Origin of the sequence: Kocuria sediminis, from assembly GCF_009735315.1 — a bacterium.
GTDB lineage: Bacteria > Actinomycetota > Actinomycetes > Actinomycetales > Micrococcaceae > Kocuria > Kocuria turfanensis.
In genome coordinates this window covers 128701-149503 of the sequence record NZ_WOGU01000006.1, presented here as the reverse complement: position 1 = coordinate 149503, position 20803 = coordinate 128701, and the positions used below count along the sequence as shown (strand labels likewise).

General features: G+C 75.4%; 23 protein-coding genes. 14 read left to right on the top strand and 9 right to left on the bottom strand.

Features of this window, described 5'->3' with window-relative positions; all coding sequences use genetic code 11:
- Nucleotides 1–66: 66 nt before the first annotated feature.
- Nucleotides 67–1089: an AraC family transcriptional regulator gene (locus GMA12_RS08900; RefSeq protein WP_156269164.1), complete on the bottom strand. Its 1023-nt coding sequence runs from the start codon at nt 1087–1089 to the stop codon at nt 67–69.
- A 69-nt stretch (nt 1090–1158) separates the two neighbouring features.
- On the opposite strand from GMA12_RS08900, the gene GMA12_RS08895 reads away from it, so the two are divergent.
- From GMA12_RS08895 to GMA12_RS08880, 4 genes are all read left to right on the top strand, one after another.
- Nucleotides 1159–2694: a flavin-containing monooxygenase gene (locus tag GMA12_RS08895; protein WP_156269163.1), complete on the top strand. Its 1536-nt coding sequence runs from the start codon at nt 1159–1161 to the stop codon at nt 2692–2694.
- Nucleotides 2691–3611, top strand: a complete 921-nt coding sequence (locus GMA12_RS08890; protein WP_156269162.1) for an alpha/beta fold hydrolase — start codon at nt 2691–2693, stop codon at nt 3609–3611. The genes GMA12_RS08895 and GMA12_RS08890 overlap by 4 nt, the downstream gene beginning before the upstream one ends.
- A 201-nt stretch (nt 3612–3812) precedes the next feature.
- A complete protein-coding gene (locus GMA12_RS08885; protein ID WP_370830919.1) occupies nt 3813–4574 on the top strand; it encodes an ANTAR domain-containing protein in 762 nt (253 codons plus the stop codon).
- Nucleotides 4575–4700: 126 nt separating this feature from the next.
- Nucleotides 4701–5018, top strand: coding sequence for a hypothetical protein (locus tag GMA12_RS08880; protein ID WP_156269160.1), 318 nt, complete (start codon nt 4701–4703; stop codon nt 5016–5018).
- A 31-nt stretch (nt 5019–5049) separates the two neighbouring features.
- Here GMA12_RS08880 and GMA12_RS18270 read toward each other — a convergent pair whose 3' ends face one another.
- The 4 genes from GMA12_RS18270 to GMA12_RS08860 all read right to left on the bottom strand — a co-directional run bounded on the left by GMA12_RS18270 (nt 5050) and on the right by GMA12_RS08860 (nt 7140).
- Nucleotides 5050–5265, bottom strand: a complete 216-nt coding sequence (locus tag GMA12_RS18270; RefSeq protein WP_162459662.1) for a helix-turn-helix transcriptional regulator — start codon at nt 5263–5265, stop codon at nt 5050–5052.
- 122 nt (nt 5266–5387) lie between these two features.
- The gene (locus GMA12_RS08870; RefSeq protein ID WP_162459661.1) at nt 5388–6287 is read right to left on the bottom strand and encodes a spermidine synthase; all 900 of its coding nucleotides are present in this window, start codon (nt 6285–6287) and stop codon (nt 5388–5390) included.
- On the bottom strand, nt 6284–6799 hold the full coding sequence (locus tag GMA12_RS08865; protein WP_162459660.1) for a GNAT family N-acetyltransferase: 516 nt from the start codon (nt 6797–6799) through the stop codon (nt 6284–6286). Before GMA12_RS08865 ends, GMA12_RS08870 begins: the two co-directional genes overlap by 4 nt.
- Before the next feature lie 23 nt (nt 6800–6822).
- Nucleotides 6823–7140 (bottom strand): thiamine-binding protein, encoded by a 318-nt coding sequence (locus GMA12_RS08860; protein WP_156269158.1) that lies wholly within the window; start codon nt 7138–7140, stop codon nt 6823–6825.
- Nucleotides 7141–7376: 236 nt separating this feature from the next.
- Between GMA12_RS08860 and GMA12_RS08855 the strand changes: the two genes are divergently transcribed.
- The 8 genes from GMA12_RS08855 (at nt 7377) to GMA12_RS08820 (ending at nt 16418) form a co-directional block, all read left to right on the top strand.
- The gene (locus tag GMA12_RS08855) at nt 7377–7634 is read left to right on the top strand and encodes a metal-sensitive transcriptional regulator (protein WP_162459659.1); all 258 of its coding nucleotides are present in this window, start codon (nt 7377–7379) and stop codon (nt 7632–7634) included.
- 161 nt (nt 7635–7795) lie between these two features.
- The gene (gene pta, locus GMA12_RS08850; protein ID WP_156269157.1) at nt 7796–9889 is read left to right on the top strand and encodes a phosphate acetyltransferase; all 2094 of its coding nucleotides are present in this window, start codon (nt 7796–7798) and stop codon (nt 9887–9889) included.
- 64 nt (nt 9890–9953) lie between these two features.
- Nucleotides 9954–11096, top strand: a complete 1143-nt coding sequence (locus GMA12_RS08845; RefSeq protein ID WP_156269156.1) for an acetate/propionate family kinase — start codon at nt 9954–9956, stop codon at nt 11094–11096.
- Between the two features lie 146 nt (nt 11097–11242).
- Nucleotides 11243–11785: a carboxymuconolactone decarboxylase family protein gene (locus GMA12_RS08840; protein ID WP_156269155.1), complete on the top strand. Its 543-nt coding sequence runs from the start codon at nt 11243–11245 to the stop codon at nt 11783–11785.
- Nucleotides 11782–12765: a pirin family protein gene (locus GMA12_RS08835; protein ID WP_156269154.1), complete on the top strand. Its 984-nt coding sequence runs from the start codon at nt 11782–11784 to the stop codon at nt 12763–12765. Before GMA12_RS08840 ends, GMA12_RS08835 begins: the two co-directional genes overlap by 4 nt.
- 143 nt (nt 12766–12908) lie before the next feature.
- Complete coding sequence (locus GMA12_RS08830) at nt 12909–13403, top strand: hypothetical protein (RefSeq protein WP_156269153.1); 495 nt, start codon at nt 12909–12911, stop codon at nt 13401–13403.
- Between the two features lie 34 nt (nt 13404–13437).
- Entirely contained in the window at nt 13438–15843 is a 2406-nt protein-coding gene (locus GMA12_RS08825; protein WP_156269152.1) for a glycoside hydrolase family 31 protein, read from the top strand.
- A 206-nt stretch (nt 15844–16049) separates the two neighbouring features.
- On the top strand, nt 16050–16418 hold the full coding sequence (locus tag GMA12_RS08820; protein WP_156269151.1) for a hypothetical protein: 369 nt from the start codon (nt 16050–16052) through the stop codon (nt 16416–16418).
- 40 nt (nt 16419–16458) lie between these two features.
- On the opposite strand, the gene GMA12_RS08815 is transcribed toward GMA12_RS08820, so the two are convergent.
- Nucleotides 16459–17226 (bottom strand): alpha/beta fold hydrolase, encoded by a 768-nt coding sequence (locus GMA12_RS08815; protein WP_156269150.1) that lies wholly within the window; start codon nt 17224–17226, stop codon nt 16459–16461.
- A 170-nt stretch (nt 17227–17396) separates the two neighbouring features.
- On the opposite strand from GMA12_RS08815, the gene GMA12_RS08810 reads away from it, so the two are divergent.
- Complete coding sequence (locus tag GMA12_RS08810) at nt 17397–17702, top strand: DUF4193 domain-containing protein (protein WP_062735429.1); 306 nt, start codon at nt 17397–17399, stop codon at nt 17700–17702.
- A 135-nt stretch (nt 17703–17837) separates the two neighbouring features.
- Here GMA12_RS08810 and GMA12_RS08805 read toward each other — a convergent pair whose 3' ends face one another.
- On the bottom strand, nt 17838–18875 hold the full coding sequence (locus tag GMA12_RS08805; RefSeq protein ID WP_156269149.1) for a zinc-dependent alcohol dehydrogenase family protein: 1038 nt from the start codon (nt 18873–18875) through the stop codon (nt 17838–17840).
- An 80-nt stretch (nt 18876–18955) separates the two neighbouring features.
- The gene (locus GMA12_RS08800; protein WP_156269148.1) at nt 18956–19258 is read right to left on the bottom strand and encodes a helix-turn-helix domain-containing protein; all 303 of its coding nucleotides are present in this window, start codon (nt 19256–19258) and stop codon (nt 18956–18958) included.
- A gap of 79 nt (nt 19259–19337) precedes the next feature.
- Between GMA12_RS08800 and map the strand changes: the two genes are divergently transcribed.
- The gene (gene map / locus GMA12_RS08795) at nt 19338–20111 is read left to right on the top strand and encodes a type I methionyl aminopeptidase (protein WP_156269147.1); all 774 of its coding nucleotides are present in this window, start codon (nt 19338–19340) and stop codon (nt 20109–20111) included.
- A gap of 63 nt (nt 20112–20174) precedes the next feature.
- On the opposite strand, the gene GMA12_RS08790 is transcribed toward map, so the two are convergent.
- The gene (locus GMA12_RS08790) at nt 20175–20663 is read right to left on the bottom strand and encodes an FBP domain-containing protein (protein ID WP_156269146.1); all 489 of its coding nucleotides are present in this window, start codon (nt 20661–20663) and stop codon (nt 20175–20177) included.
- Nucleotides 20664–20803 lie beyond the last annotated feature (140 nt).

Genomic DNA, 20803 nt, shown 5'->3' with positions numbered 1-20803 from the left:
TGTGGGGCGCTCGCTCCCGGCCGGGCTTGACCGGCGGCGACAGGAAGTTGACGCGGCGCGACACGCTCAGCCGGTGCGGGCCGCCCCGCGGCGCACGTCCCGCGGCGGGGCGCCCCACCAGCGGCGGGCGCACCGGGTCAGCGCCGAGGACTCGGACAGGCCCACCAGTCCGGCGATCTGGCTCAGCGGGACCTCGGTGGTGGTGAGCCAGCGCAGGGCCGCGCTGCGCCGGGCCTCGTCCAGGACCGCGCCGAAGGTGGTGCCCTCCTCGGCCAGCCGGCGCTGGAGGGTGCGGGGGTGCAGGTCCAGGACGCGGGCCACCGCCTCCAGCTCCGGGGCCGCGGTGCCCAGCAGCTGCACCAGCACCCCGCGGACCCGCGGCGCCCACGCGGAGCCCGCCCCCGGGATCTGGGCGTCGAGGAAGGCCAGCGCCACCTGCCGCACACCGGCGTCCCCGTGCAGCGGCTGGGCGAGCGTGCTCGTGGGGATCCGCAGCAGGACCTCGGGCCGGCCCGGGCGCACCGGCACGCCGAAGAACTCCTCGTAGACCCGCAGCGGCGCGGCGGGGCGGTGGTCCAGGTCGACCGTGCGCAGCCCGTAGCGGCCGCCGACCAGCGAGGTGAGGGCCCGGTGCAGCAGTCCGAGCCCGAGGTCGGTGCCCTGCGGGCTGCCGCGCCCGGCCCGGGAGGCTGAGCCGTGCCCGCCGTAGCGCACGGCCGTCACCCCGCGGGCGCCGTAGGGGTCCTCGACCAGCGCGAGCTCGAGCGAGGGTGCGTGCACGAAGAGGTAGCGGGACACGCACTCCAGGGCGTCGCGCACCGTCTCGGAGTGGCGGGCGGCGAGCGCCAGCGGGCCGAGCACGCCCGGGTCCTGGCGGGCGGCGACCCGCAGCCCCAGGTCGGGGCACGCCAGCTCCCGGGCGGCGGTCTCCAGCACCCGCCCGACGGCCCGCTCCGGGACCAGGAGGTCGTCGGTGTCCAGGGCGGCCCGGGGCAGGCCGGCGGCGTCGGCGAGCGCCTCGGCGTCGCCCCCGAGCTCGGCCACCGCGGCGCGGAAGCCGCGCAGCCCCGCGGAACGGATGACGGACATGTCGCCCAGAGTCAAGCAATCGTCGTGCAGCGTCAAGTGCTGCCGGGCGCCGCGGGGGATCCTGGACCCATGTCAGCCACTTTCCCCACCCCCGAGGGCCCCGCCGGGGCGGAGCACCGCGACGTCGTGGTCGTCGGCGCGGGCCTGTCCGGCATCGGCGCCGCCTACCGCCTGCAGACCGAGTGCCCCGGCCTCTCCTACGCGGTCCTGGAGGCGCGCGACGGGATGGGCGGGACCTGGGACCTGTTCCGCTACCCCGGCGTCCGCTCCGACTCCGACATGTTCACCCTGGGCTACTCCTTCAAGCCCTGGCGGGACCCGCAGTCCATCGCCGACGGCCCGTCGATCCTCGCCTACATCCGCGAGACGGCGGAGCAGTTCGGCATCGACCGGCACATCCGCTACCGCACCAAGGTGGTCTCGGCCGACTGGTCCTCCGCGGACGCCCGGTGGACGCTGGGCCTCGAGGAGCGCGACGACGAGGGCGGGCTGCGGCGGCGCACGATGACGTGCTCCTTCCTGTACTCCTGCGCCGGGTACTACGACTACGAGCGGGGGCACGACCCCGTGCTGCCGGGGATCGAGGAGTTCGGGGGCCGGGTGGTGCACCCGCAGTTCTGGCCCGAGGAGCTGGACTGGAGCGGGCAGCGGGTGGTGGTGATCGGCAGCGGCGCCACGGCGGTGACCCTCGTGCCGGCGATGGCCGCGGACGCGGCGAGCGTGACGATGCTGCAGCGCTCCCCCACCTGGATCAGCGCCGTGCCCGGCCGGGACCGGCGCGCCGACGCCCTGCGCCGGGCCCTGCCCCCGGGGCCGGCCCACCGGCTGATCCGGACGAAGAACATCCTGTTCAGCACGGCCGTCTACCAGTTCTGCCGGCGCCGCCCGGCCGCGGCGCGGGAGTACTTCACGTCCCGGGCCGCGCGCATCCTCGGCTCGGAGGAGCTCGTGGCCGAGCACTTCACCCCGTCCTACGACCCCTGGGACCAGCGGCTGTGCGCCGTGCCGAACGCGGACCTGTTCAAGGCCCTGCGGCGGGGCCGGGCCGGCGTGGTCACCGACACGATCGACACGTTCGTGCCCGAGGGGATCCGGCTGAGCAGCGGCCGGGTCCTGGAGGCCGACGTGGTGGTCACCGCCACGGGGCTGAAGCTGCTGCCCTTCGGCGGGATCGCCCCGACCGTGGACGGCGCCCCGGTGGAGCTGTCGGAGCAGTTCGTCTGGAACGGCGCCATGCTCACGGGCGTGCCCAACTTCGCGCTGTGCATCGGCTACACCAACGCCTCGTGGACGCTGCGGGCGGACCTGACGCACCGCCTGGTCTGCAAGGTGCTCCAGCACCTGCAGCGCCACGACGCCGCCGCCGTGGTGCCCAAGGCCGCCCCGGGCATGACCGAGCACCCGCTGCTGGACCTCAGCTCCGGCTACGTCCGGCGCTCGATCGACGCGTTCCCCCGCCAGGGCGACCGCCACCCGTGGCGGGTGCGGCAGAACTACCTGCTGGACTCGGCGACCACCCTGCGCACGCCGCTGTCCCGGACCCTCGAGCTGATCCCCCGTCCCGCCGCCCGCCCCGCGGCCGCACCCCAGGAGACCCACGCATGACCGAGCAGCACACCTCCCAGTCCGCCGCCGGCGCACCGGGGGCCACGACGACGGTGCAGGTCGCCGGCCGGCCCGTGCGCATCCGCCTGTCCGGGCCGGAGCAGGCCCCGCCCGTGGTGCTGCTGCACGGGATCGGGCGCAGCCTCGAGGACTGGTCGGCCGCCCACGAGCTGCTCGCCCGGGACCACCGGGTGCTGAGCACCGATCTGCCCGGCTTCGGGCTGAGCCCCGCGGGCCCGGAGAAGCCGGGGCTCGGGGCGTTCGCCCGGGCCGTGGTCGGGGTGCTGGACGCGGTGGGCGAGGAGCGCCCGGTGCACCTGATGGGCAACTCGCTGGGCGGGGCCGTGGCCATGACCGTGGCCGCGGAGCACCCGGAGCGGGTGGCGAGCCTGCTGCTGGCCAACAGCGCCGGGTTCGGCCGGGAGGCCAACGTCTCCCCGCTGCCGATGGTCTGGGCCGCGCTGTCCCGCCTGCCCGTGGTCGGCCACCGGTTCCGTCCGCTGGCCAAGGCCGCCGCGGTGCGCTCGAACCAGAACTGCTTCTTCGACCCGGCCCTGGCCACGCCCGAGCTCCTCCGGCACGCGGCGCAGGTGGGCTCCCAGCCGGACTTCCGGGCCACCTTCCTGGGCACCTACCGCAGCATCGGGCTGCCGGTGGTGGGTGTGCTGCCCGGCTGGCGCCGGGCCCTGCTGGAGAAGATCCGCGCCTCCGGGCTGCCCGTGCTCGTGCTGTGGGGCGACGCCGACGCCGTGCTGCCCGCCCACCACGCCCAGGCCGCGGCCGCCGCCCTGCCCGGGGCCCGTCTGCACGTGTTCCCGGACACCGGGCACATGCCGCAGATCGAGCGGACCGCGGAGCTGGTGGAGCTGGCCCGGGAGTTCGTGGCCTCGGCCGAGGAGCGCCGCGCGGCCTCCTGACCGTCCACGGCGACCACGGGACGGCCGCCAGAGCCGTGGCACCGTGCGCCTCGCGCCCCCGCACCCGCCAGGGGCTGCTGGTACAGTTCAGCCGCCGGCACGCGCACGCGCCGGCCTCGACTGCGGCGAGGGGGTCCGCACACAGGACGGAACGGGCGGGCCTGACCCATGGTGGATTCGACGTCGGCAGGCGCACGCTCGGTGCAGCTGGAGGACCTGCTGCTGGCCTCCGAGGACCTGACGGACTTCCTCCAGCAGTTCGTGCGCAGCACCGCGCGGCACCTCGCGGGAGACGCCGACGACCTGTGGTGCTCGATCACCCTGCTGCGCGGTGCCGCCGCGGCCACGGTGGTGGCCAGCCACCGGCGGGCCGCCGCCCTGGACGAGGTCCAGTACGCCTTCGAGGGCGGTCCGTGCCTGAGCGCGGCGGACCGGCACCGGGTGGTGCTGCTGGCCGACACCCGCACCGACCGGCAGTGGCCGGCCTACAGCCGGGCGGCCGCGGAGCACGGGGTCCGCTCCGTCCTGGCGGTGCCCTTCGAGCTGGAGGACCGGGCCCGGGCGGCGCTGAACGTCTACTCGGGGGCGCTGCGCCAGTTCGACGCCCGGACCACCGCGGCGGTCGAGCGGGAGGTCGAGCTGGCCTCCCGGGCCCTGCGCCTGGCCCTGCGCCTGGCCCGGCACCGGGAGACGCAGACCGACCTGGCCGCGGCGATGGCCTCGCGCACCACGATCGACATGGCCATCGGGCTGGTGATGGCCCGCCAGGGCTGCACCCAGGACGACGCCGTGGCCCTGCTGACCGCGGCCTCGAACCACCGCAACGTCAAGCTGCGCGACGTCGCCGCCGAGCTGGTGGCGGCGGCCAACGACGGGCCGACGAGCACGCACTTCAACCCGTCCGTGCCGCCGGCGCCCCGGCCCCGGCCCGCGCCGTCCCCGGCGGGCGGGAGCGTGGTCTGAGCCCGGACGGCGCGGCGGGTCCCGCCCGGCGCCGGCGGTGGCGCCCCGGGGGCGGCGCGACTACGATCGGGGAAGTGCGTCGAGTAGTCGGCCGCGACCTTGTCGTAGCCAGCGAAAGAAGCTTCTGTGCACTCTCTTCCCGACACCCCCGTCTCCCCGACCGTGGCCGTCCTGGACGGTGACGCCGAGCCGGCGCACTGCCGGGCCGGGCTCGCCGCCGCGGACGCCCCGCCCGCCGACGGGACCGCGCTCGCTCCTGCCGAGGAGTTCCCGGAGACCCTGGAGGGCCTTCCCCTGGTGGAGCTGCAGGTGCTCCACAGCCGCGTCACCCGCCAGGTCGAGCGCGAGTACCTGTCCCCCGAGGGACCGCACCCGCTCACCCGGGACCGGCACTGCGACGTGGCGGCCGAGCTCGCGGCCCGGGGTCTGCCCCGCGTCGGGTGAGCCCGGCACCGGCAGCGCCGGCCGCGGCTCGTCAGGTCCGGGGCGGGGTGCGGCCGGCGTCGTCGTGGAAGACCTCCTCGACCGCCCGGCCGAAGAACCGCGCCAGGGCGAGGGCCACGGACAGGGACGGCTCGGACCGGCCGTTCTCCACCGCGTAGATCGTCTGCCGGGAGACGCCCACGGCGATGGCCAACTGCCCCTGCGACAGCGTCCGGGCGGCCCGCAGGGCCTTGAGCTCGTTGCGCACCTGACACCACCTCCTCGGGCACCCTCGTCGGTTACCAAGCAACCTTAGCGGCTTCGGCGGCGCGCTGCTGAGCACCACCCGGCAGCCGCCTGCACGTCCCCCGGAGCCCGCGGCGGGGCACGTCACGGAGCGCGCGGCGCCGGGGGCGGGGCGGCGTCGCGGCGCGGGGGCGTCCCGGCGACGAACGAGCGGGCCCAGGCCCCGTCCTTGTACTGGGCGGGCACCGCCCCGCCGAGCAGCTCCCGGCCGAGCGCGGCCGCCTCCGGCGAGCCCGCCCCGGGCAGCGGCACGGCGGAGGCGGCCAGCACGATGTTGCCGTAGCGGCGGCCCTTGAGCATCGCCGGGTCGGCCACGGCGCCCACGTGCTCGAACACCTCCGACAGCGCGGCCAGCTCGGCCCGCGCCCCGGCGAGGTCCCGGGTGTCCCCGCAGTTGAGCACGTACAGCCCGCCCGGGGCCAGCACGCGCGCCACGTGCCGGGCGAACTCCACGGTGGTCAGCGGTTCCGGGGTCGTGGACCCGGCGAACACGTCCCGGACCACCACGTCCCGGGTGGCCGGGGTCAGCGACTCCGTGACGGCCCGGGCCTCCCCCACCCGGATCCGCAGCCGCGGAGCGCGCGGGAGGTCGAACCACTGCCGGACCAGCTCGGCGAGCCGCCCGTCGAGCTCCACGACGACCTGCCGCGCCGCCGGATAGGCGTGGGCGAGGTACCGGGCCATCGAGCAGGCGCCCCCGCCCAGGTGCAGGACCCGCAGCGCGGAGGGGTCCAGGTGCGCGCCGACGTGGGCGTGGACGAGCGCGGCGATCCAGCGCATGTACTCGAAGTCCAGCCGTTCGGGGTGCTGCGGGTCCACGTGGGAGGAGGGCACCCCGTTGACGTGCAGCACCCAGGAGCCGGGGGCGTACTCGTCGGGCACCAGCTCGGCGGTGCCGGTGGAGATCTCGTAGCTGCCGGCCGCGGGGCCGCCCGGGGCCGCGGGCTCCGGCGCCCGGCGCCCGCGGCGGGCCGCACGGCTCACGCCGGGCCCGTCCGCACCATCCGGTGCATGCGCTGCCCGGTCCACGGCCCGCCGGCGGGGAAGGACTCGTCCAGGGCACGGAAGCCGTGCTTGGCGTAGAAGTGCTCGGCGCGGTCGTTGCCGTCCATGATCCACAGGTAGGCGTCCGCGGGGCCGACGGCGGCCTCCAGCAGCGCGGCGCCCAGGCCGGTGCCGTGCGTCGCGGCGAGGGTGTAGAGCTGGAACAGCTGCCGGGGAACCACCGGGGCGGGCACCCCGGCGCGGGTCTCCCACGCGGCGGGGGCCGGTCCGGCGGAGACCAGCCCGAGGGCGGTCCCGTCGTCGTCGAGCGCCCAGAGGGTGCGCACGCGCGGGTCGGCGAGGAGGTCGCGGTCGTAGCCGGCCGTGCGGTCGGCCGCGTCGCGCTGGCGGTCGGCGAAGGCGTCGCCGAAGAGCGGGCGGTAGGTCTCGTCGAGGCAGCGCAGGTGCAGGGCGGACCACGCGGGGGCGTCGGCGACGCCCGCGGGGCGCACCCGCGCGGCCGTGGTGGCGCGGGTCAGGACTCGATCGCCTGCCGCCGGATCGCGGCCTCGAGCCGCTCCACCTTGCCGGTCAGCTCACCGGTGTGACCGGGGCGGATGTCGGCCTTGAGCACGAGGGACACGCGGGGCCCGTAGGCGCCGACGGCCTCGGTGGCGCGCTTGACGACGTCCATGACCTCGTCCCACTCGCCCTCGATCGTGGTGAACATGGCGTCGGTCTCGTGCGGCAGTCCGGAGTCGCGGACCACCCGGACGGCGGCGGCGACGGCGTCGTGCACGGAGCCGGTGGCGTCGGAGCCACCGGACGGGGAGACGGAGAAGGCAACCAGCATGCCCCCAGTCTCCCATCCGGGACGCCCGGGGAGAACCCCGCGCCACGACGACGACGGCCGCGCCGCCCCGGGGCCGGCCAGGACGCGAGCCCGGCGGGAGCGGCTGCCGGGCTCGTGCGGCGGGTCCTTCCGTGGTGGGCGGGACTCCCGGCCCGGTCCATACCCCCGGGCGTATGCAGGATCCCCCGGGGGGTATAGACTGGGCGGGACCCTCCCTCGTCTGCCAGGAGCGCCCCGTGCAACTCGACCCCCAGGACCTCACCCCGACCATCAACCGCCTCAAGCGGGCCCAGGGCCAGCTCACGGCCGTCATCCGCATGCTCGAGGAGAGCCGCGAGTGCAAGGACGTGGTCACCCAGCTCTCTGCGGTCTCCCGCGCCCTGGACAAGGCCGGCTTCAGCATCATCGCGACCGGCCTGGAGCAGTGCCTGCGCCAGGAGGACCCGAGCCTGGACAAGGCCGAGCTGGAGAAGATGTTCCTCTCCCTGGCCTGAGCCGTCCCGGCGCCCTGGCCCGAGCCTTTCCGGTTGCCTGGCTGAGCCGTCCCGGCCGCGGGCCGGGCGTCGGGCGCCGCGGCCCGGTCCCCGGAACGGGCGGACCCTAGACTGGGGCGAGCACGTCGGTCCCGAGCCCGCCCACCGGAGGACGCCCAGACATGACCCAAGGCATCTACGTCAGTGCCATGACGCCGCAGTCCGGCAAGTCGCTCGTGGCCCTCGGGCTGGCCGACTCGCTGTTCCGCAGGACCGACCGCCTGGGCTACTTCCGCCCCGTCCACCTGGGGCGGAGCCCGGCGGAGGACCCCATGGTCCAGCTCATGAAGCGCAACTTCGACCTCCCCGACGAACGGTGCCGCGGCGGGCTCTCGCTGGCCCGCACCCGGGAGCTGCTCGCGGCCGGGGACCACGACGAGCTCGACTCGATGGCCGTGAGCGTCTACGGCGAGATGGCCCGGCACTGCGACGTGATCGTGGTGGACGGCACCGACCTGCTGGCGCACAACGCGGCCACCGCCGAGTTCGACATGAACGCCCGGATGGCCAACAACCTGGGCGCCTCGGTGCTGGCCGTGATCGGCGCGGACGAGTCCGAGTCCCCCGAGGACGTCCTCAACGCGATCGAGGTCACCCGCGCGGAGCTCCACCAGGCCCGGTGCGACATCTTCGCCGTCATCGTCAACCGGGCCCGGCCCGAGTGGGTCGACCGGCTCAGCGCCAACGCCTCGCGGGGCGTGCGCGGGCTGCCCGTCTACGTGATCGCCGAGAACGCCGCGGTGGCCGCGCCCACCGTGGCCGAGCTGCGGGACCGGCACGGCTTCGGGGACGGGCCCTCCACCGTCTCCCTGGACCGCGACGTCAAGGGCGTGAAGATCGCCGCGATGACGGTGGCCCACTACCTCGAGCAGCTCGCCGACGGCGACTTCGTCATCACGCCGGGGGACCGCTCCGACATCGTCGTCGCGTCCCTGGCCTCCGCCCTGTCCCCGGCCCTGCCGGTGCCCTCGGGGATGCTGCTGACCGGCGGCTTCGGCACCGAGGGGCGGATCCAGGAGCTCACCGCCGCGGCGCCGTTCCCCGTGCTCACCACGGGGCTGGACACCTACAGCGCCGCCCGCGCGGTCTCCCGTTCCCGCGGCACCCTCTCGGGGGCGCATCCGCGCAAGGTCGCGGCCGCGCTGGGCGAGTGGGCCCGGCGCGTGGACGACGAGGAGCTGGTCAGCCGCCTCGACCTGCCGCGCCCGCTGCGGCGCACCCCGCTGCGCTTCCTGCACGAACTCGTCGAGGCGGCGCGCACGCAGCGGAAGAACATCGTGCTGCCCGAGGGCGAGGACCCCCGCATCCTGCGCGCCGCCGAGATGATCCACCGCCGCAACTTCTGCGACCTCACGATCCTCGGCGACCCCGCGAAGATCGCCGGGCTGTGCCAGACGGAGGGCATCAACCTCGACTTCGACGACGAGGGGCTCACGCTCATCGACTTCGAGCACGACGAGGCGCTGCGCGAGAAGTACGCCGGCGAGTACGTGCGGCTGCGCGCCCACAAGGGCGTGCAGCCGGAGGCGGCCCTGGAGCGGATGCTCGACGGCTCCTACTTCGGCACCATGATGGTGCAGATGGGGGACGTGGACGGCATGGTCTCCGGCGCCGCGCACACCACGGCCAACACGATCCGCCCGGCCCTGGAGTTCGTGAAGACCTCCGAGGGCGTGCGGATCGTCTCCTCCGTGTTCTTCATGCTCCTCGAGGACCGTGTGCTGGTCTACGGCGACTGCGCGGTCAACCCGAACCCGGACGCCCAGCAGCTCGCGGACATCGCGCTCGCCTCCGCCCGCACCGCCCGCCAGTTCGGTGTGGAGCCCAGGGTGGCGATGCTGTCCTACTCCACCGGCGGCTCCGGCTCCGGCCAGGACGTGGACAAGGTCCGCGCGGCCACCGAGATCGTGCGCGCGGCGGACCCCGAGCTCGAGGTGGAGGGCCCCATCCAGTACGACGCCGCGGTGGACGCCTCGATCGCGGCCTCCAAGCTGCCCGGCTCGACCGTGGCGGGACGGGCGACGGTGTTCGTCTTCCCGGACCTCAACACCGGCAACAACACCTACAAGGCCGTCCAGCAGTCCGCCGGCGCCGTGGCCGTGGGCCCGGTGCTGCAGGGGCTGCGCAAGCCCGTCAACGACCTCTCGCGGGGGTGCACCGTGGACGACATCGTCAACACGGTGGCGATCACCGCGATCCAGGCCCAGCACCTGTGAGCCGGCTCCCGGCCGCCCCGTCCCGACCGCCCGTCCCGTTCCCGACCGCCCAGGGAGTCCCACCATGCTCGTGCTCGTCGTCAACTGCGGCTCGTCCTCGCTGAAGTACCAGGTCCGGGAGCTGGAGCCGGGCGCCGACGGCGGCACCGTGCTCACGTCCGGGCTGATCGAGAACATCGGCAGCTCCCGGATCCAGGACCACACGCAGGCCCTCGAGCTGCTCGCCGGGCGCCTCGAGACCGAGCTGGACGGGCGGAGCGTCGACGCCGCCGGCCACAGGGTGGTGCACGGCGGCGAGCGGTTCTCCGCCCCGGTGCTGGCGACCCCGGAGATCATCCGCGACATCGAGCGGCTCGTCCCGCTGGCGCCGCTGCACAACCCCGCCGCGGTCCTGGGCCTGCGCGCCGTCCAGAAGACCTGGCCGCACCTGCCGCAGGTCTGCGTGTTCGACACCGCCTTCCACCGCACCATGCCCGAGCACGTGTGGCGCTACGCGGTCCCGGAGCGGTTCTACGAGCACTGGGGGATCCGCCGCTACGGCTTCCACGGCACCTCCCACGACTGGGTGACCGGGCAGGCCGCCGCGTTCCTGGGGATCCCGCGCGAGCAGTTCCGCGCCGTCGTCGCCCATCTGGGCAACGGCGCCTCCGTCACGGCGATCCGGGACGGCCGGTCCTACGACACCTCGATGGGCTACACGCCCCTGGCCGGACTGGTGATGGGCACCCGCACAGGCGACCTGGACCCGTCCGTGGTCACCGCCGTGCTGCGCCGGGACCCGGAGATGACCCCCGAGCGGCTCGACGCCGTGCTCAACAAGGAATCCGGGCTGCGGGCCGTGGCCGGGGACCACGACATGCGCGCGGTCCAGGAGGCCGCCGAACGCGGCGACGAGCGCGCCGAGCTGGCCCTGGAGATGGCGGCCTACCGCCTGGCGAAGTACGTGGGCGGCTACCACGTGGCCGTGGAGGGGGCGCAGGCGCTGGTCTTCACCGCCGGGATCGGGGAGAACGCCGCACCGTTCCGGAAGCGGGTCTGCGACCGGCTCGGGGCCCTGGGGGTCCGGCTCGACGACGACGCCAACGCCGCCCGCGCGCGCGGGACCCGGCGGATCTCGGCCCCCGGCTCGGCGCTCGAGGTGCTGGTGGTGCCCACCGACGAGGAGCAGGCGATCGCCGCGGCCACCGCGGCGCTGGTCGCCGGCTGAGCGGACCGGGACATCGCACCGGGACACCGGAGCGCGGTGCCGAGGGACGGTGCCGCCGCCCTTGACGGGGCGGCGGCGGAGGTGTCTGCTGAGGACAGGGCTCCGCTGACCGACGCACCGGGCCGTACCGACGGCGAGGAGGATCCATGACCGCCCGTGACCGCTTCTTCCTCGACAAGTCCGACCCCGAGTCCTGGCGCGCCCTCAACGGGCTGGCCGGCACGGTCGCCGACGCCGCCGAGGAGGCGGGGATCTCCCGGGCGGTGCTCGAACTGGTCAACGTGCGGATCTCCCAGCTCAACGGGTGCGCCTACTGCCTGGACCTGCACGTCCGCTACGCCGTGAAGGCCGGGGTGAGCTCCCAGCAGCTCGCCGTGCTGACCGCCTGGCGGGAGGCCGAGGCCCTGTACTCGGACCTCGAGCGCGCGGCGCTGGCCGTCGGGGAGGCGGCCACGGTCCTGCCCGAGGAGTCGGAGCGCACCGCGGAGCTCGCCGCGGCCCGGGAGGCGCTCACCGACGAGCAGTTCTCGGCGCTGCAGTGGGCGGCGGTGACGATGAACGCGTTCAACCGGATCTCGATCCTCTCCCGCCACCCTGTCCGGTCGAGGGGCGCCGCCAAGGCGGCCGCGGGAACGGCCCCGGCACCGGCCACCCCTGCCCCGGCGCGCGTGCCCGGGGGCGGGGCATGACCAACCTGGACGCGCACCCCGAGGAGGTCGTCTGCGCCGAGGGCGGGGGCGGCCCGCAGCTGCTCCCGCCGCGCGACGTGCCACTGGGCGGGCCCCGGGCGATGACCGTGCGCCGGACCCTGCCCCAGCGCCGGCGCAGCCTGATCGGCTCCTGGTGCTTCCTGGACCACTACGGCCCGGACCCGGTCTCCGCGTCCGGGGGGATGCGGGTGGCCCGGCACCCGCACACCGGCCTGGCCACGGTGAGCCTGCTGTTCACCGGGGCGATCGCCCACCAGGACTCCGCCGGGTACCGCGCGATCGTGCGCCCCGGCGAGGTCAACCTCATGGTCGCCGGGCGCGGGATCTCCCACCAGGAGTTCTCGACCCCGGACACCGGCCTCCTGCACGGGGTGCAGCTGTGGTACGCGCTGCCGGACCGGACCCGGCACACGGCCCCGACCTTCGAGCACTACGCACCGGAGCCCGTGCCGGGGCCGGGCAGCCTGCTGCGGGTGTACCTGGGCTCCCTGGCCGGGTCCGTCTCCCCGGTGCGCACCCACACCCCGCCCCTGCTGGCCGCCGAGCTCGCCCTGGACGCCGGCGCCCGGCTGGAGCTGGAGGTGGACCCGGGCTTCGAGCACGGGGTGCTGCTCGACGCCGGGGACCTCGCCGTCGGCGGAGACCCGGTGCCGGCGGACCACCTGGCCTATCTGCCCCCGGGCCGGGCGCGCCTGGTCCTGGAGGCGGGGCCGCGCCCGGTGCGGGCGCTGCTGATCGGCGGGGAGCCCCTGGGCGAGCAGATCGTGATGTGGTGGAACTTCGTGGGCCGCAGCCACGAGGAGGTCGCCGCCCACCGGGCGGCCTGGCAGGCCGAGATCGGGGCCGAACCGCCCCCGGGCGGGAAGGTCGACCCGCGCTTCGGCCCCTATCCGGAGGGACAGCCCGCTCCGCTGCCGGCCCCCGCCCTGCCCACCGTCCCGCTCCGCCCGCGCGGCTGAGCCCCGGACCGGGGCGCCGGAGGCCGCCGCGCGGCGACTCGCCGGGTGCTGTGCAGCCGCGAACGATCCGGCGGGCGGGATCAGCGGATAGGTTCGGGGTGAGCCCCGACGGGGCCCCGTCCCGCCGTGAGGAGCCGACCGCCATGACCCACTACCCGTACGGCCCGCCCAGCGGTCCCGGTGGCCCGTGGGCGGCCCGGCCCGTCCCGCCGAGGACCCCGGACCTCCGGCTGCTGCTGCAGCTCACGGTCGCGTCCTTCGCGATCGGCCTGCTGGGCAGCGTCATCGGCTACCTGACGTCCTCGGAGCAGGTGGCGGCCGCCTCGGGGGGCATGTTCCTGGGCACGGGCTTCGTGCTCGCGAGCGCCGTGGTGGGCGTCGCCGTCAACGCGGGCCTGTACGCCCTGGTCTACTTCCCGCTGCGCGAGCAGCGGCAGTGGGGGTGGATCCTCGGCATCGTCTTCGCGTCCATGGCCGTGCTCGGCACCGTGACCAGCGTCGTGCTGTCCTTCGCCGTGCCCGGCGTGCCGTCCGGGGCGCAGCCGCTGCAGCTGCTGCCCGCCGCCCTCAAGCTCGCGGTGGACGTGGCCTGGCTCGTCGTGGCCGTGCGTCCCGGGGTGCGTGCCGCCCTGCGCTAGCCCCCGCCGGATCCGGGGGCCCTACGCTGGGGGAATGCCCCTCCCCCGCTTCCGTCCCACCGGCCACGGCTCCCCGGAGCCCGCCGCCGTCGTCGCCGGCGCGCAGTACCGCATCACCGTGCTGACCGACGGGCTGCTCCGCCTGGAGTACAGCCCCGGAGGCCGGTTCGAGGACCGGCCCTCGGCCTTCGCGGTGCACCGCCGGTTCCCGGTGCCCCCGTTCCGCGTCCGGCGCTCGGAGGCCGGCCTCGAGCTGTTCACCGACCGGATCCACCTGAGCTACGACGAGCGGGAGTTCAGCCCCTCCGGCCTGTCCGTGCAGGTGCGCGGCGGGGTGACCAACTACCACAGCGTGTGGCGCTACGGCACGCCGGTGCCCACGCTCGGCGGGACCGCCCGCACCCTCGACGAGGCCGACGGCCCCATCCCGCTCGAGCCGGGCATCAACTCGCGGGAGGGCTTCGGGGTGGTCGACGACTCGGCCTCGGTGCTGCTCACGGAGGACGGCTGGTACGCCCCGCGCCCCCGCGAGGAGGGCGCGGTGGACCTCTACTTCTTCGGCTACGGCCACGACCACCAGGAGGCCCTGCGCGCCTTCTACGCCCTGTCGGGGCCGCAGCCGGTGCTGCCCCGCTACGCCCTGGGCAACTGGTGGAGCCGCTACCACGCCTACGACGAGACCGAGTACCGGCAGCTGGTCCAGGACTTCGCGGACCGCCGCCTGCCCTTCTCCGTGCTCGTGGTGGACATGGACTGGCACCTCACCGACGAGCACGTGGAACGCCACCACGGCTCCGGCTGGACCGGCTACACCTGGAACCGGGAGCTCTTCCCGGACCCGCGGCGCTTCCTGGGCTGGGCGCACGAGCACGGATACCGGGTCACCCTGAACCTGCACCCGGCCGACGGCGTGCGCTCCTTCGAGGAGCCGTATCCCGCGATGCTGGAGGCCCTGGGCCGGGACCCGGGGACGGAGGAGCCGGTGGCCTTCGACGTCACCGACCGGGAGTTCGTCTCCGCCTACTTCGAGGTCCTGCACCGGGGCCTGGAGGCGGACGGCGTGGACTTCTGGTGGATCGACTGGCAGTCCGGGGAGCACTCCCGCCTGCCGGGGGTCGACCCGCTGTGGGTGCTCAACCACTACCACTTCCTGGACTCCGCCTCGGCCGGCGGGCGGCCGCTGATCCTCTCCCGGTACGCGGGCCCCGGCAGCCACCGCTACCCCGTGGGGTTCTCCGGCGACACCGTCATCTCCTGGGCCTCGCTGGCCTTCCAGCCGCGGTTCACCGCGACGGCGGCGAACATCGGCTTCGGCTGGTGGAGCCACGACATCGGCGGGCACGTCTTCGGCTCCCGCGACGACGAGCTGGCCACGCGCTGGCTGCAGTTCGGGGTGTTCTCCCCGGTGCTGCGCCTGCACTCGGGCAACAACGACTTCATCGCCAAGGAGCCGTGGCGCTACCGCTCCCCCTACGCCGAGATCATGGAGCGCGGCCTGCGCCTGCGGCACCGCCTGATCCCGTACCTGCACACCGCCAACCGCGCCGCGGCCGTCGAGGGCGTGCCGCTGGTGCGGCCCCTGTACTTCGAGCACCCGGAGGCGGAGCAGGCCTACCGCTACGACCACCAGTACCTGTTCGGCCCCGAGCTGGTGGTCGCCCCCGTGACGGCCCCCGTGGACCCCGTGCTCACCCGCGCCGCGGTGCCCGTGTGGCTGCCGGAGGGGTCCTGGACGGACCTGTTCACCGGCACCGTCTACGACGGCGGGCGCGAGCTCGTGCTGCACCGCGGCCTCGGCGAGCTGCCCGTCCTGGCGCGCGCCGGGGCCATCGTCCCGCTCGCCGGCGCGGACCGCGACGCCGCGCCGGGCCCGGGGAACCCCGCCGAGCTCGAGGTGCTGGTGGTGGCCGGCGCCTCCCACGGCGCCGTCCTGGACGAGGACGACGACGCCGGCGACGGCCGGGACCCGGCCCGCTGGGCCCGCACCGAGCTGGCCCTGGACGTCACGGCCGGGGAGTTCGTGCTCGGTCCCGCGCGGGGCCACCTCGGCTGCCTGCCACCGATCCGGACCTGGACCCTCACCGTCCTCGGTGCCGCGGAGCTGACCGGCCTCGCCGTCACCGTGGACGGGGAGGACGTCCCCGTGTCCGTCGCCCGGCGGGACCGGCGCACCTCCGTCACCGTCCCGGACGTCCCGGCCGGGGCGCGGGTCGTGCTCCGCTCCCCGGGCCTGCGCGGGGTGGCGGTCCCGGATCCGGTGCCCGGGGTCTTCCACCTGCTCAACGACGCCCAGATCGGCTACGACGTCAAGCAGCGCCTCTACACGGCCGTCCGGCAGGACCCCGTGGCGGCGCTCGGCCAGGCCCCGGCCCTGGGCGCCGAGGGGCCGCTGGTCAGCGCGCTCGCCGAGCTGGTCCTGGCCGTCCGGCACGGCGCCTGACCCCGGTGCCCGGCGGCCGCCCGGGAGCACCGGTCCGGAGGCACGTCCGCACAGCGCAACCGAGGTGCGCTCGTCCGTTGCGGGGGCCTACTCTGCACGGGACGGCGCGGGCGGACGGCACGCAGCAGCTCGTCCGGGGCCGTGGTGCCGGTCCCCGAGGTGTCCGACCGCGGGGAGCACGAGCAGGATCGAGGACGGTGGGGCCCATGGACGACGACGAGGGGATCGGCCACGAGCAGGCCCGCCGGCTGCGGGCCACGATGGTGGCCGCGGGGATCGACCGCGGGCGGCTGTGGCTGTCCTACTTCAGCATCGGCGGGGAGGCCAGTGAGCTGGAGGTCGACGCCTATCTGCACCACTCCCTGAGCCTGACCCCGCTGCAGCGGGACCTGCTCGCCCAGGCCGCCAACGAGCTCGTGGCCGCCCAGGCCCCGCCGCCGGCCCCCTACGTCGACGACCTGCTGGGCGAGCGGCGTGCGCCCCGCGGGGACTCCACCCGGACGGACCGCCAGGTCCCGGTGCAGGACGGCGACGTGCTGGACCGCGACGACCCCACGGACCCCGAGGACCGGTAGCCGCCGGCGAGGGAGCGCGGCCGGACCCGGCGTGACCCGGTCAGCCCTCCGCGCGGCGCCGTCTCGGGGCGAAGGTCGCCGGCTTGTCGGTGGCGTGGAAGTCGGTGACCAACCGCGCGCACAGCCCCGGCTTCTCCACCAGCACCCCGTGGGAGGCGTGCGGGACCACGGCCAGCTCGGCCTGCGGCAGGGCGCGGTACATGGCCACGGCGTGCTCGAGCCGGACCTCGTCGTCGTCGCCGAGGAGCACCAGCACGGGAACGTCGAGACCCGCCAGGTCCGCGTCCGTGAAGGCCGGTTCCGCCGCGTGCATCCTCCGCAGCTTCTCCACCACCTGCCCGTAGTGCGCGCGCCCGTCGGGCGAGACCTCGGCGTAGGCGTCCACCATGAACTCCGGCACCTGCGCCTGGTCCTCGAGGACTCCCGGCGCCCACCCGCTGTGGTGGTGGACCCCGGCGGCGACGACCAGGTCGCGGACCAGGTCGGGACGCCGCAGCGCCACGGCCAGGGCCACGACGGCCCCGTCGCTGTAGCCCAGCAGGTGCGCCGGAGCCGCCACCTCCCGCTCCAGGAAGGCGATCGTGTCCCCGGCCATCGTGGCGTAGGACAGCGGACCGCCCGGGTCAGGGGTGTGGCCGTGGGCGCGCTGCTCCGGGGTGAGCACCCGGTAGCTGCCGGCCAGCTCCGCGGCCAGCGGCTCCAGGGCGCGGGAGTCCGTGCCGCCGGGATGCAGCAGGACGAACGGCGGCCCGTCCCCACGGGCGCCGAACCACAGCTGCACGGGCCGGTCGGTCTCCTCCGCGTCCATGGGCCCCAGTATCGCCGTCCCCGGGGGCCCCGCACCAGCACCGCGGGGCGACGGACCGGGCCGCCGCTCCCGGGCCCCAGCAGATCCCCACCGGGTGCGGTTACACTTTGGTCCTTCCGTGCAGGGCAGCCCTGCACAGCAACGCCTTTCCCAGGAGGACGCACCACATCATGGCCACCGACTACGACGCTCCGCGCACTCGCCCCGAGGACGAGCCGGCCAACGAGTCCCTGGAAGCGATCCAGGTCCAGCGCAGCGCCGCCACCCAGACCGCGGTCATCGACGCCGAGGACTTCGACACCGCCGAGGGCATCGACCTGCCCGGGGCGGACCTCTCGCACGAAGAACTCACCGTGGCCGTCATCCCCGAGCAGAGCGACGAGTTCACCTGCGGGGCCTGCTTCCTGGTCCGCCACCGCTCCCAGCTCGCCCGCACGAGCGCAGGCACCAGCTACTGCAGCGACTGCGAGGGCTGACCTCCGCACCCGCCGCCGGACGATGGCCCGGGCCGCGGCGCACCACGCGCCGGGACCCGGGCCGTCGGTCGTCCGTCCCGTGGACCGGGCACCGGCGGCCTGGTGCCCTCCCCGCGCGGGACTCCTCGACGGCGGCTACAGCGCCGGGTCGATCATGGTGATGCCGGCGGGCGCCGCCCGGTCGAACACGGGCAGCAGCGCCGCGGCGGCGTCGAGCCCGATGGTGCGCTCGATGAGCCTCTGGGGCTGCAGGGCGCCCTGCTCGATCAGCGACATCATGGCCGGGTAGTCGGCCGCCGCCATCCCGTGGCTGCCGAGCAGGTCGAGCTCCCAGCCGATGACCCGCGCCATCGGGACCCGCGGGTGGCCCTCGACCGGCGGCAGCAGGCCGATCTGGACGTGCCGTCCCCGCCGGCGCAGGCTCAGGACGGCGTCGGCGCAGGTCTGCTCGCTGCCCACGGCGTCGACCGCCACGTGGCTGCCGCCGCCCGTGAGGTCGGCGACGGCCTCCGGGACGTCCGTCCCGTCCGCGCGCAGCACGTGCTCCGCACCGAGCTCGCGGGCACGGGCGAGCGCCTTGGGGTTGCGGTCGACCGCGATCACCCGGCCGCCCAGCGCGCGGGCGATCATCACCGCGCTGAGCCCCACGCCGCCGGCGCCGAGCACGGTCACCCACTCCCCCTCGGCCACGCGCGCCCGCGCGGCCAGGGCCCGGTACGCCGTGGCGAACCGGCACCCCAGCCCGGCCGCGGTGGCGAAGTCGACGTGCTCGGGAACGGCCACGAGATTCGTGTCGGCGGCGTGCAGGGCGACGTACTCGGCGAAGGACCCCCAGTGGGTGAACCCCGGCTGCTCCTGCGCGGGGCAGACCTGCGCGTCACCGGCCCGGCACCAGTCGCAGCGACCGCAGCCGCAGACGAACGGGACGGTCACCCGGTCCCCGGTCCTCCACCGGCGCACGCCCTCACCCACCGCGGCGACCACCCCGGCCAGCTCGTGCCCGGGCACGTGGGGCCACGCGATCTCGTCGTGCCCGGCCCACGCGTGCCAGTCGCTGCGGCACAGGCCCGTGGCCCGCACCCGGACGACCACCCCCTGCGGCGGGGCCGAGGGCTCGGCGACGTCACGGACCTCGGGCCGGGCCCGGACGGCATCGATCACCACTGCGCGCATGCCCCCCACTCTCCCACGGTCGTCCGGCTCCCCGTGCGGGGCGGCACCCCTCCGCGCCACGGGGCTGCGGGACCCGTGGCCTACGAGGCCAGTCGGTCGCGGGCGCCGGGGCCCGACCCCACGGGGCCGGCCCCGGCGCGGGGCCTGTTGATCTCGGCCCACACCTGGTCGAGGGACAGGCCGAGCACGTCGGCGATCGCCGCGATGGTCGGAAAGGCGGGAGTGGCGACGCGACCGGACTCGATCTTGCGCAGGGTCTCCGGTGAGACCCCTGCGTCGAGCGCGGTCTCGAGCATGGAGCGCTCTCCTCTGCCCCGGCGCAGCAGGGCACCGAGTCGCTGCCCGCGTTCGACCTCGGCGGGAGTGAGCGGCAGTCTGACCATGCCGCCGATCCTAGTACCGGGACAACAAGACCGGGATACCATGACCGGGATAGTTATTGGACCACGGAGGAGGACGCCCATGATCGAGATCCTGCAGCCCGCCGAGGTGGCCCGGGCGAAGGACACCGGCGCCCTGGTCGCCGGCATCCTGCAGACCCTCAGGAGCCGCATCACGGTCGGGACGAACCTCCTCGACATCGACCGGTGGGCGCGGACCATGATCCTGGAGGCCGGAGCGCTGTCCTGCTACGTCGACTACGCGCCGTCCTTCGGACGCGGACCGTTCGGCCACTACATCTGCACGGCCGTCAACGACGCCGTGCTCCACGGGCGTCCCCACGACCACGAGCTGGCCGACGGGGACCTGCTGACGCTGGACCTCGCCGTCTCCCGGGGCGGGGTCGCCGCGGACTCGGCCATCAGCTTCCTCGTGGGCGGCGCCCGGCCTCCGGAGAGCGTCGCGCTGATCGACGCGACCGAGCGCGCCCTGTCCGCGGGCATCGCCGCCGCCGTCCCCGGAGCCCGCGTCGGCGACGTCTCCCACGCCATCGGTTCCGTCCTCGGTGCGGCGGGATATCCGGTCAACACCCAGTTCGGGGGCCACGGCATCGGGTCGACGATGCACCAGGACCCGCACGTCCCGAACACCGGACGGCCCGGCCGCGGCTACCGGCTGCGCCCCGGCCTGCTGCTGGCGCTGGAGCCCTGGGCCATGGAGGACACCGCCGAGCTGGTCACGGACGCCGACGGGTGGACCCTGCGCAGCGCGACAGGCTGCCGGGCGGCGCACAGCGAGCACACGATCGCCATCACCGAGGACGGACCCGAGATCCTCACGCCCGCGCCGCACTGAGCCGGAGCCGCGCGGGCCCCTGCACCGGCCCGGGCCGGCGCAGGGGCCCTGAGCGCGACGCCGTCAGCGGGCCACCGCGGCCACGAAGCCCCGGGACCTCTCGCGCAGGCCGGCGATGCGGTCGGCGACGTACGCGTCCATGTCGAAGCCCTTGTACGGGGAGGGCGGGCGCTTGCGGACGTTGGCCGAGCACTGGAAGCCCTCGCAGACCAGGGTGCCCACGGTCGAGCCCTCCCGTCCGGCGGCTCCGGCGCGGCGGGCCACGTACATCACCACGGGGTGGGGCAGGCGCACGTCCTGGCACCAGGCGCACATCGCCTGCCTCCCCGACCCCGCGGTCCCGGACGTCTGCACGACGATGCCCTTCGGGCCCTCCTCGGTGGGGACGACGGCGAATCCCCGGCGCGGGGACTGCGGGTCGCGCCAGCCCAGGTAGTCCAGCCGGTCCCAGTCCAGGGCCCCGAGCTCCGGGGGCACGGGCAGGCGGGCGGCGTCCTTGCGGGAACAGTTGATGAGGCTGGAGCGGATCTCTGCTTCGGTCAGCGGGTGCATGCGGAAGCTCCTTCGGGTGGGGTGGGGTCTCCTGCGCGCCCACGCCAGGGCACCGGCCGGAGCCGGGCACGCCACGAGGGGCACCGGTCCCGGCCGGTCCGTGGGGGCGGCGAGGAAGAGGGTCAGGTGGTCGTCGGCCG